Annotated in this window: 10 protein-coding genes; 6 read left to right on the forward strand and 4 right to left on the reverse strand. The window is 29.5% G+C overall.

Features of this window, described 5'->3' with window-relative positions:
- A partial coding sequence (locus CD121_RS00780) for a helix-turn-helix transcriptional regulator (protein ID WP_143565110.1) occupies positions 1-1,560 on the reverse strand: 1,560 nt, incomplete at its 3' end.
- Between the two features lie 624 nt (positions 1,561-2,184).
- Here CD121_RS00780 and CD121_RS00785 point away from each other — a divergent pair.
- Positions 2,185-2,967 (forward strand): CHAP domain-containing protein, encoded by a 783-nt coding sequence (locus tag CD121_RS00785; RefSeq protein ID WP_017636248.1) that lies wholly within the window; start codon positions 2,185-2,187, stop codon positions 2,965-2,967.
- A gap of 435 nt (positions 2,968-3,402) precedes the next feature.
- Here CD121_RS00785 and nhaC read toward each other — a convergent pair whose 3' ends face one another.
- Together nhaC and CD121_RS00795 are read right to left on the reverse strand one after the other, a co-directional pair.
- Positions 3,403-4,797 (reverse strand): Na+/H+ antiporter NhaC, encoded by a 1,395-nt coding sequence (nhaC, locus tag CD121_RS00790; protein WP_126567274.1) that lies wholly within the window; start codon positions 4,795-4,797, stop codon positions 3,403-3,405.
- Positions 4,798-4,868: 71 nt separating this feature from the next.
- Complete coding sequence (locus CD121_RS00795; protein WP_017636250.1) at positions 4,869-5,939, reverse strand: NAD/NADP-dependent octopine/nopaline dehydrogenase family protein; 1,071 nt, start codon at positions 5,937-5,939, stop codon at positions 4,869-4,871.
- A gap of 439 nt (positions 5,940-6,378) precedes the next feature.
- On the opposite strand from CD121_RS00795, the gene CD121_RS00800 reads away from it, so the two are divergent.
- The 5 genes from CD121_RS00800 to CD121_RS00820 all read left to right on the forward strand — a co-directional run bounded on the left by CD121_RS00800 (position 6,379) and on the right by CD121_RS00820 (position 9,421).
- The gene (locus CD121_RS00800) at positions 6,379-6,774 is read left to right on the forward strand and encodes a DUF4870 domain-containing protein (protein ID WP_371683215.1); all 396 of its coding nucleotides are present in this window, start codon (positions 6,379-6,381) and stop codon (positions 6,772-6,774) included.
- Between the two features lie 319 nt (positions 6,775-7,093).
- Positions 7,094-7,585 carry a CHAP domain-containing protein gene (locus CD121_RS00805; protein WP_126567276.1) on the forward strand — a complete coding sequence of 164 codons (492 nt, stop codon included), beginning with the start codon at positions 7,094-7,096 and terminating at the stop codon, positions 7,583-7,585.
- A gap of 151 nt (positions 7,586-7,736) precedes the next feature.
- A complete protein-coding gene (locus tag CD121_RS00810) occupies positions 7,737-8,069 on the forward strand; it encodes a DMT family transporter (protein ID WP_126567277.1) in 333 nt (110 codons plus the stop codon).
- On the forward strand, positions 8,069-8,383 hold the full coding sequence (locus CD121_RS00815) for a DMT family transporter (protein WP_126567278.1): 315 nt from the start codon (positions 8,069-8,071) through the stop codon (positions 8,381-8,383). Before CD121_RS00810 ends, CD121_RS00815 begins: the two co-directional genes overlap by 1 nt.
- 78 nt (positions 8,384-8,461) lie before the next feature.
- On the forward strand, positions 8,462-9,421 hold the full coding sequence (locus CD121_RS00820; RefSeq protein WP_017636448.1) for a 2-hydroxyacid dehydrogenase family protein: 960 nt from the start codon (positions 8,462-8,464) through the stop codon (positions 9,419-9,421).
- A 119-nt stretch (positions 9,422-9,540) separates the two neighbouring features.
- Here the strand turns inward: CD121_RS00820 and CD121_RS00825 are convergent, their stop codons facing one another.
- Positions 9,541-10,665, reverse strand: a complete 1,125-nt coding sequence (locus CD121_RS00825; RefSeq protein WP_029055829.1) for an FAD-dependent monooxygenase — start codon at positions 10,663-10,665, stop codon at positions 9,541-9,543.
- Between the last annotated feature and the right edge of the window lie 155 nt (positions 10,666-10,820).

The raw sequence follows: 10,820 nt of genomic DNA on the forward strand, positions 1-10,820 counted from the left end.
ATCTAAATGTTGCCAATATAAATGAATAGATCTCATATTACATAGATGTTTAAATATATTTTTCAAATTTTTTAAATCAACTATATCAATAAGTTCTTTTGTTGTATTTGTAAATAAATTACTTATCATTAACTTATTTGGTTGCGCTAATTTGATTTTATCTGTCTGATTTATTGGAAGAATAATATAGTCAACGAATGTTTCAACTTGTTCAACTATTGCTAATTGTTCTTCATTAGGTCTCCATAGCAAAATGTGATTATCAAAATATGAATTTAAAATTTGCTTAAGTTCTTTTATTTCAAATAAACTTAATTCATGCATTAAAAATTCAATATTTTCATTTCTAAAGCGTCTTGATACTTGAAACAACGTATTCATAAATTGTTGTAATGCTATTCTTTCTTGCGCTGTAAAATACTTAGATTGTTTAGTTTTGATTTTATAAACAGGCGTCATATGTACATCGTCCATTAATGTCAACAATTGAGTTATGTTATCTTCAAATATTTTTATATTTTGCATAATTAAGTCAAAATCAACGTCAATAATGAGATGTATCTCATTACTTCTATAATTCAATTTATTTTTTAATTTTAATAAATCAAAATGACTCAACGTCATTAATTTATTCATTTCTATATAAAGTTGATATGGAAAAATACAATTCTGTTTGTCTTGCGCAGAAAATTGAATATCACATTGTATAGATGTGTTATTAGAACCTTTCTCTATATTACGTATAAGTTTAAACACATTTTCGTCCAATTTAATTTCTTCAGTTTCATTATTTGAGATAGATGTTCCTATGTATTTCTTTCTAATTAATTTAGGAGTTTGTCCATAAGCTTCTTTAAAAAGTTGTATAAATCGAGAATAGTGATTAAACCCATGCTTACCAGCTATATCTTCAATAGGAAGATTCGTTGAAATAATATCTAATAAACAAAATCTAAGTCTAATATGATTTAAATATTGATTAAAACTATTGAATGGCGTATGACGAAACATTTCTGTTAATAATTGGCTAGGTATTTTTGTAGCAGACACGAGATCACTTTTAATAATTTTTTGTGAATGATTCTTAACTAAGTATTCATGAACTGGTTCAGCAATAAAAGATAATTTTTCATTATCATTAATATTTGAATCAACTGAACATAGTTCGATACACAAGTATTTAATAACTTTATCTATCGTCATGTATTGAGTTTGATTGATACATCTTAATTCAATTAGTTTCTTTAATAACCAAGATATTCTTGTATGATTTTCTGAATTAATTTCTCCACCTAATAAACTCGTCCCAGGAGTCATAAATCTCATAAAATCCTTTGCCGAAATTTCTATTAGACTAGTTATAGCTTGTTCTTCACTATTAATTTGATACACATCATTAATCATAATAAGTGCAATGCTACCGGTTTGCATTTTATATCTTTTTAAGTTGATTAATATATCTCCATTCCCTTTCAACCAATAAACAAGTTTAACATTTGTCTCTTTACTATTATTAATAATTAAATTCTTGAAAACACGAATTGAATAATTTTCTATCATTTAAATTCCTCACGTTGCATATAGACATATTTCTAATCTTTATTTTGTCCCCATTTCTTTTAAATCTTTAAATTAGATAACATCTATCTTCTTACTTAATTGTATAATGATTCAAAAATTTATAGTAGCAATTTATTTTAATATTATATCAATTTTTAATTATATTTAAATAGCATGTTTTGAACTATATGTTACTTTATCCATATTTCTTAATATTTTATCACTGCTCATTCATCTTACTTTGATTTTAAAATATGCACGTTAGTCAACGTATGATTAAAAGAGGTTGTCTCACACTTAAAAATTTTGTTTATACTTTTCATCTATATTCAATTTAAATTTTCTGTAAATTTACAGATATGTAACACATCATTTTGTAACTTTTTTAATATATTTGATAAATAGCTTAACCACTATATTTATGTGCCTTTCATGTACTATTATATTAATTTTAAATTGTGTAACAATATTAGCATAAAATTACAAATCAATAACAAGGCACACAAATTCACTTTTTTTTGGTAAAGTATGTCTTGTCGTTAACAAACGAAATAAAACTTACATAAACTATAGCTTTGATGCTATTTAAACTTTTTAAGCATATTTTAGGAGGATATTTATCAAATGAAAAAAATCGCTACAGCTACAATCGCAACTGCAGGAATCGCTACTTTCGCTTTTGCAAGTCATGATGCTCAAGCAGCAGAAAATAATAACGGGGGCTACAACCCAAATGACCCAAGTTCATATAGTTACTCATACACAATCGATCAACAAGGTAACTACCACTACACTTGGAAAGGTAACTGGAGTCCAAATCAAGTAAACCAAAATAATAGCTACGATTATGGTTACAATACTCAAGCTTACAATTACAACAATAATAATTACAATAGTTATAACAATAATTACAATAGCTACAAAAATAGTTATGATTACGGCTATAATACACAAGCTTATAATCAAAACAACCAACGTACAGGTGGTCTTGGTGCTAGTTACTCAACTTCAAGCAGCAATGTACATGTAACTACTACTACTGCACCATCATCAAACGGTGTATCATTATCTCAAGCATCTTCAAATGGTGGTAACTTATATACTGCTGGTCAATGTACTTATTACGTATATGATCGCGTAGGTGGTAAAGTTGGATCAACTTGGGGCAATGCTAATAACTGGGCAAATGCTGCTGCAGCTGCAGGTTATACAGTAAATAATAAACCAGCTGCTGGTTCTATTTTACAAACAACTCAAGGTGGATATGGTCACGTTGCATATGTTGAAAGTGTAAATAGTAATGGTTCAGTACGTGTATCTGAAATGAATTATGGTCATGGTGCTGGTGTTGTTACTTCACGTACAATCTCAGCTAGCCAAGCCGCTTCATATAACTACATTCACTAATCAATTTTAAATATTAATAAAAAGAAGACCGAACTATAAGTCACTTTCTAGTGATTTCATAGCTCGGTCTTCTTATATTATATTAGTGCAACTATTATTTACTCATCAAAAATGTCGTAACTTATCATTCGACATAGTCAATAACCAAACGAACCAGGTAATATCAATATATCTCACCTGGTTCTTTGATTATAAACAAATTCAAATAAATTTCTTGATTAGTCTTTCTCATAATAATTGGCAATTTATTAATATGTTGTTTAAAAGAATTCGTTTAGTCTAATATTTCACGGTTAAATTCCGCTACAAAACTTAACCCCTACTCTAATTAGAAGGATATTTATCATAGTTAAAACATAATGAAGATATAATCGCTACAATTTATACCTATGTAATTGTTTTAACGTATTTATTACTTTCCACTTATTTATTAATTTAAACTTCATTTTTATTAATTTTTTTAATTCCTATTCCTGTAAAGCCATATATCACTGCTATAATTGCGCAAATGTAACAAGGAACTGTCCAAATAAAGAAGTCATTAACATTTACATTTAATTGTTGTGCATAGTATATACCTGAAGTACCCCAAGGAATTAAAGGTAACACCATTGTACTTGAGTCTTCTAACGTTCTTGATAACACAGTTTGCGATAATTGTCTTTCCTCAAACATTTCTTTCATTAAAACACCAACCATAATGATGACGATAGAAGCTACACCTGCTGCAAAAACTAACATAAGACAACATACAACTGTTATTAAAATCAGTGTCCCTACTGAATTAACACCTTTAGAGACAGTTTTTAACAATACGTCTAAACAACCTGTTCTTTCTACTATCCCCGCAAATGCATAACCGCAAAATATCGTAACAATAATTTCGGTCATACTCATCATACCGCCTTGCTCAATAAGTGCTTTAACATTATTCGACACATGGCTATGATTCGTCATTGTATGGCTAAAGCCATTAAATGTCGCTTTAAATCCATCAACAATATTGAAATGATTATTAAATGTACCGACTAATAATGCACTTAAACTTGATATTAACATCGCAGGTACTGTAGATATTTTACATAGTAAACAAATGATTATAACAATTAAAGGAACCCATACAAATACATTGATATGATATATCTTTGCAAGTTCATGTAGTAATTGTTCAATTTGTTTAGGATTAGTTTGACTATGGTAGCGTAATCCAGCAAAAAACAAAACAATTAAACCTATGATTGATGCAGGAATTGTTGTCCACATCATCGATTTGATATGTGCAAAGATATTCACCTTTGTAACTAAAGCTGCTAAATTGGTAGTATCAGAAAGTGGCGACATTTTATCACCAAAAACAGCTCCAGCAATAATTGCACCGGCAGCCATACCACTATCAATGCCTAATTGATTTCCTATTGATATTAAAGCAATCCCTGCAGTGGATGCAGATCCCCAAGCAGTCCCTGTTGCTACTGAAGTAATTGCACTAATTATAAAAGCTGATACTAAATAATAACTCGGATTTAAGAAATTAAGACCATAATAAATGAGTGCCGGAACTGTACCTGAAAACATCCAGCTACCAACTATAATACCTACTGCTAAAATGATAAATATAGCTGGCATTGCTGTATTTAAACGCTTAGAAATTCCTTCTTCCAAATCTTCCCATCGTAAGCCTACACGGTATGCAATACAAGCTGCATATGCAGAAGAGATCAATAACAATACTTGAATAGGTATGTTAAATATTACAAAACCAGTAGTTACTACTATTACCATAACTATAATAGTAGATATCGATTCTAAAAAAGTTGGTTGTCTTTTCATATATTTTCCCCTTATCTATACTTTTCTTTTTGAAACAAGACCTCTTTCCTTTCAATATTTTTGACATGTAATTATTCTAAATCTAATTTATCTAATCCTAATTCTTCTACAGTTAAACCATCTTCAAAGAAATCACGTTCTAATATAGTAGAAGCAATGACAATGACTGCATCTATATTAGGTGTAGGTACATCTATGACACGGCCTAAACTTGACCATAGCACTAGACCATATGCAATATCCTCTGTCAGATATCTATTTTCCACATGATTAGGACCTGGAATTTGAGAAAATACTGGACTGGTATTAAATAATCTATTTAATGGTTCGTCTTCATCTTTACGTTCTAAATACCCTCTTTGAATTCTTGATTCTTTAGCGGTTTCTAACTCAAAACCTAATTTACGTCCTAAATTTAAACGTTCTAATTCAATGCCATGAAGTAAACGTACCGTATGTTTTGTTATTCCTTCTTTATATAATGAGAACTCTTCTGCATAATCTATACGACCTACATTTAATAAAGTTGGTCCTGGATGAACTTCGGGGTTACCATTTTCTAAATTAGTTTTAAGTAAACTTTCTTCTTTAACTAGGTTTGGATAAATTTCTGATACTTTATCATAACTATCATTCAATTCTTCTCTGTTAAATGTTGAGAAATAAACTCTACGTACGTTTAAAGATAAATCAACGCGTGCTTCATTAAAGTCAACACGAGTCCCATATGTTAATGTATTCGCTTCTGCAAAATTAGGCATAACATCAATATGTCTGTCTTCTAATACATTCATAAAACGAATAGATGCCATAGAAGCTGCAATGTTAAAGAATATTAATTGATCATTTGTCACATGATAAGACATCACTTTTGCATAATATTCTATAAATGAAGAAGGAATAATAACTTGAATAATTTCTGCATCTTTCATTACATCTTCAATATCATCACTAATATTAGTGAATTCTATAAATTTTTCTTCGCCTTCATTATTAAAATCAAACCCACCACGTTCAAATGCTTTATTGAACTTTTCAATAGATTGATTTCGGCAATATAATTTAACATCATGCCCTTTGTCTACCATATCTAAAGCAGCTGTTACTGCACCATTACCTGATCCAATAATTGCAATTTTCATATAAAAACCTCTTTCTTATTTATATTTCATTAAAAAGGTGGAACTAAAATGGCTTTATAAAAAGTTATCCTAGTCCCACTCTATACCTTCGTAAATCATTAATAATTTTACATTTCTACATTATAATTGTTAATACAATATGATTAAACTATTTATTTAGTTTAGTCACCATTTACATATTAAATTTATATATAAACTTAGGTTACAGAATACTTAATAATGACGAAACTAATAATTTTATATATCCTATTTTATAATAAATAAACCTGTAGATAGACGATAAGACAAATCATGTTATTGTATAAACTAAAAACTTATTTATTAATTTATAAACATTTGATATAGTAAAGATGTAATAAATTTTATTTACATATAAAATGGAGGTATTCCTATGGCAGAACAATTTCAAGATAATGAAATATCTGATCAAACATCTCAAATGATTGATTCGAACGATGAAGATTCACGTCTTATGTCTATGCTAATATATCTACTAAGTTTATTTAGTGGCATTATTGGACCGATTATTATTTGGGTTATTAAACGTAAAGAATCTAAACTTGTTGATAAAGCTGGTAAGAACTATTTTAATTTTACTATTTCGTATACTATTTGGACAATCATTCTTACAGTAATTATGTTAATACCTTTTATTATCGGTTTAAGTATGAATAATGATACTGCCGCAATGATTGGCATCATCTTCTATATTGTTGGCGTAATTGCATTATTAGTTTTATGTTTACTATCATTTATTTTTACTATCATTGCATGTGTAAAATATTATGGTGGTAAAGAATATTTAATTCCTTTAAGCATAAGATTTTTCAAATAATTTCTGGATAGTTTATTACAATCTCTTGTAATATATGTTTTTTAGAAATGTTACTTAAATTAAAAAAATAGATTAACAACGCCATTGTAAGCGTTAACTATATTTATTACCATGATTTTTGTTTATTACAACAAGAGTCATGGTTTTTTTAATTTAATTACGATAGTGTAACAACACACACAAAGTCATTGATATCTGTTAAAGTTACTCTTGTCGTAAAACGATTAAAACTTAAATTGGTAAATGAAGATGATATTTGGATCGCTACACCATATCACTTTACATATTAATACCAAACAAATTCGGGAGGATATTTATCATGAAAAAAATTGCAACTATTACTACATTAACAGCAGGCATTGGCGCTGCATATTTCGGTACAACATCTCATCATGCAGATGCTGCTGAATTTAATCAACCAAATAATCAATCATATAATACAACACAAACTTCAACTACAACATCTACTACTACACAGAATTCTTCATCTGGTAATTTATATACTGCTGGTCAATGTACTTGGTACGTATATGACAAAGTTGGTGGAAAAATCGGTTCAACTTGGGGAGATGCTAGAAATTGGGCATCAGCAGCACAACAAGCTGGTTATACAGTAAACAACACACCTAAAGCAGGATCAATTTTACAATCATCAGCTGGAGGCTACGGTCACGTTGCTTATGTTGAAAATGTTAGTAGCGATGGATCAGTTACAGTTTCAGAAATGAACTATAATGGTGGACCTTTCTCTGTTAGTACACGTACTATCTCAGCAAGTGAAGCTGGTTCATACAACTATATCCATATCTAATATTGATAGTAATTTGAATAATGAATACAAACTTGTAAATGATTAGTTAATCATTTACAAGTTTTTTTATGTTATAACACTTACATTTTGCCACTTATCATCAATTTTGAGAGAATAGATTTATTGTCATTTTATTAGGAGGAATACGATATTGAAATGGTTAAAAGTCATTTTAGCAGGATTAGTAGAAATCATATGGGTTACTGGTTTAAATAACGCTGATTCACTTATTAGTTGGTTAGTAACCCTTATTTTTATATTTTTAAGCTTCTATCTTGTGATTGATACTACTAAAAGCTTACCTGTAGGTACTGTATACGCTTTTTTTGTTGGTATAGGAGCTGCAGGTACAGTTATTGTTGATATGGTCTTTTTCAATCAACCTTTTACATTTATTAAATTATTTTTAATTATATTATTAATATTAGGAATTATCGGTTTAAAACTTTCAACGAATGAAGATGTTGAAGGAGGTCATCAATAATGTCATGGATATATCTCATCATCGCTGGTTGTTTAGAAATTACTGGCGTTGTATTTATGAATGAATGGTCTCGAACTAAAAATAAAATATTTATGATTTTAATTGGGATAGCTTTTGTCTGTAGTTTTAGCACATTGAAGCTTTCAATGACTGAAATACCTATGGGTACTGCTTATGCTATTTGGACAGGCATTGGTACAGCGGGAGGTACTATTATAGGTATGATTTTTTATAATGAATCTAAAAATGTGTTTCGTATTATTTGTATTGCTATGATATTAGTTGCTGTAATCGGATTACGATTAATAAGTTAATTTGACCTATTCTTATAGTTGAATTAATTGTTAAGACTCGTATCTTTTTATATACTGTTGATAAAAGGAGTGATTAGGATGGAAAAGGTATTTATCGCAGGTGCAATTCCAGAAGTTGGATTAGAACTTTTGAAAAAGCATTTTGAAGTAGAAATGTATGATGACGAAGGTTTAATAAGTAAAGAAGCATTGATAAATGGTGTTAAAGATGCAACAGCATTAGTAAGTTTACTATCAACAAACGTTGATAAAGAAGTTATTGATAGTGGTAAAAACTTAAAAATCATTGCAAATTATGGTGCTGGCTTCAACAATGTCGATATTGACTATGCACGTGAAAAAAATATCGATGTTACAAATACGCCGAAAGCTTCAACTAACGCAACAGCTGATTTAACAATTGGTCTTATCTTAAGTGTTGCGCGTCGTATCGTTGAAGGTGATGAATTATCTCGTACTAAAGGATTTGATGGTTGGGCACCTTTATTCTTTAGAGGACGAGAAGTATCTGAAAAAACTATTGGTATTATAGGTTTAGGTGAAATTGGTGGTGCAGTTGCAAAACGTGCCCGTGCATTTGATATGGACGTGTTATACACTGGGCCTCACCGTAAAGAAGAAAAAGAAAGAGATATCGGAGCTAAATACGTAGACTTAGATACTTTATTGGAAAATGCAGACTTCATTACTATAAATGCTGCATACAATCCTGGTTTACACCATTTAATTGATACTGAGCAATTTAAGAAAATGAAATCAACGGCTTACTTAGTAAATGCAGGACGTGGCCCTATCGTCAACGAACAATCATTAGTACAAGCACTAAAAGATAAAGAAATTGAAGGCGCTGCTTTAGACGTTTATGAATTTGAGCCTCAAATCACTGATGAATTAAAAACATTAAAAAATGTAGTACTAACACCTCATATTGGTAATGCAACATTTGAAGCAAGAGATATGATGGCTAAAATTGTTGCTAACGACACTATTAAAAAACTTAATGGCGAAACGCCTCAATTTATTGTGAATAATAAATAATGGTAATTAAAAACAGCAATCAAGCTCATCAAAGAGCTTGATTGCTGTTTCTCTTTTCTTAATAACTTTATGTCTCTGACACAAGTACTGCTAATCTAATAAAATTCTGAAGTAACTCTTTATTTTTCTTTAGATTTATAAAGAAATTTAGTTTGATTAGAGGCAATTTTATTAGGTAATATCTTCATAACAGTATTTCTAGCCTTAACCATTAATCTATTTTGATATTGAGCTATTTTACCGATTTTGCGTGATTTTTTAATCACTTTAGATGTATGATTGACTCTTAATTTATCATAACGTTCTAGTGCTTTAGTAAAATCATATTCTTTTAGACAATTAGCTAATACAATTGCGTCTTCCATTGCTTGGCCTGCACCTTGTCCCATATTTGGAGTTGTAGCATGTGCAGCGTCACCTAATAAAATAGTACGTTCTTTTACAAAGGATTTGAGTGGTTTCATATCATAAATATTGTTTAATATAATACCAGTTTCACTTTGTTTATCTAGAATATGTCTTACTTCATTTGGGTAATGGTTAAAACGCGCTTGTAAATGTGGTTTACCAAATGATTTGTATTTAAGATCATTTTCTTTGGTATTAATTGTAATAAACCAATATGCTTGGTTGCCTACAAGTGGAACAATACCTACTCGACCTTTTCTACCCCAAAATTCTTTTGCTACAAATGGATCTTCTAATTGGACATCATCCACTAAACCACGAAAACATGTATAACCTTGATATTGTACTTTACTTTGTTCATCTATAGTATTTCTCACAGTGGAATGAATACCATCTGCACCAATACACAAATCAAATGCTTCACTTTCCTGTTTAATAAAATGTAACGTCACCTTTGAGTTATTATTATCTATTTTAGTTACATTATGATTTAAGTAAATACTGTCAGGTTCAACGTACGATTGAATAATATTAATTAGTTTTTGACGAGATAATGTCACATTAAGTGTATCTTGTTTAAGAAAAGCAGTCATTAATGGATTATTTTGTTCATCAAATGTTTTCATTGCTGTTAAATTTTGACCTGCATTTTTAATACCTTTAGCTAAATCGTGATTATGTAATTTTTTAATCACATTATCGCCAATACCTATCCCAGCACCTATTTCTCTAATAGCGTCGTTCTTTTCATATACTTTAACTTGATGACCTTGTTCTTGTAATAGTGCAGCAGCAGTTAATCCACCAATACCTGCACCGACGATTGCGATTTTCATATGATTCCACCTCATCATTGTGATTCTAATATATTTTATCATATCTCAAACTTTAAAAAAATTCGGTCCTTACAATATAAATTTCAAATTTCACAAAAAAGGAAGTATACTACATCATTATAGATGAATAGTAACTTCCTATCTAACGTTAATAT

It is taken from the genome of Staphylococcus pasteuri (assembly GCF_003970495.1).
GTDB classification, from domain to species: Bacteria; Bacillota; Bacilli; order Staphylococcales; family Staphylococcaceae; genus Staphylococcus; species Staphylococcus pasteuri.